Raw genomic sequence first — 923 nt, 5'->3', positions numbered from 1 at the left:
TGCGGGGGCGGGATCCATTCGGTTTCGCCGCGGGCGTTGGTGCGGGTGGTCCAGCCTTGTTCGGCGAGTCGGTTGTCGGGGCCGCAGGCCAGGGTGAGGTCGTCGATGTCGGTGCGGTGGGTGGTTGTCCAGCCGCGGACGTGGTGGACCTGGCTGTGGTAGGCCGGAGCGTCGCAGCCGGGTTTGGTGCAGCCACGATATTTGGCGTAGAGCACAATGCGCTGCGCCGGTGAGGCCAGCCGTTTGGTGTGATGCAACGCCAGCGCTTTGGATTTGTCGAAGATCGCCAGATAGTGGTGAGCGTGGCCGGCCCAGCGGATCACATCCGACATCGGCACCAGGGTGCCGCCGGCGGTCAGGGCCTTGCCGGCGGCGGCCTCGAGTTCGTTGAGCGTGGTGGTCACCACGATCGACACCGGCAAGCCGTTATGTTGACCCAGGTCTCCGGAGGCGAACAGCGCGCGCAGCGCGGCCAGCAAGGCGTCGTGGTTGCGCTGGGATCGGGATCGGCTGTCGCGCCGCACGGCATTCTCGTCGGGTGTCTCATCGACCGCGGGTGTCTGGTCGTCAGGGTTGCAGGCCCCCGGCGCGGCCAGTTTGGCCAGCATGGCTTCGATGGCGGCCCGCAGTTCCGGGGTCACCAGCCCGCTGAGGCGCGACATGCCGTCGAATTGCTGATCGCCCAGCGTGATCCCGCGCTGACGAGCCCGCTCGGCATCGCTGAATTCACCATCGGGGTTGAGGCAGGCCATGAGTCGCTGGGCGTATTTGGCCAGCTCGTCGGGGCGATAGCCGCGGGCCTTGTCGGCCAGGTCGGCTTCGGCGGCTTGCCGGGTGAACAGGTCCACCTCGGCGGGCAGGTGGGCGAAAAAGCCGCGGATCACCTTGATGTGCCCGTCACCGATCAACCCCTCACGTTGGCC

General features: G+C 67.7%; 1 protein-coding gene. It reads right to left on the bottom strand.

Going from position 1 to position 923, the window contains the following annotated elements:
* The coding region (locus A5696_RS25285) for an HNH endonuclease signature motif containing protein (RefSeq protein ID WP_156738586.1) at positions 1 to 923 on the bottom strand (923 nt) is incomplete at both ends.

The sequence above is a fragment of the Mycobacterium sp. E2699 genome (assembly GCF_001666745.1).
Taxonomy (GTDB): domain Bacteria; phylum Actinomycetota; class Actinomycetes; order Mycobacteriales; family Mycobacteriaceae; genus Mycobacterium.
Note: the sequence above shows the minus strand (reverse complement) of the source record. Positions and strands in the feature narration are given on the sequence as shown.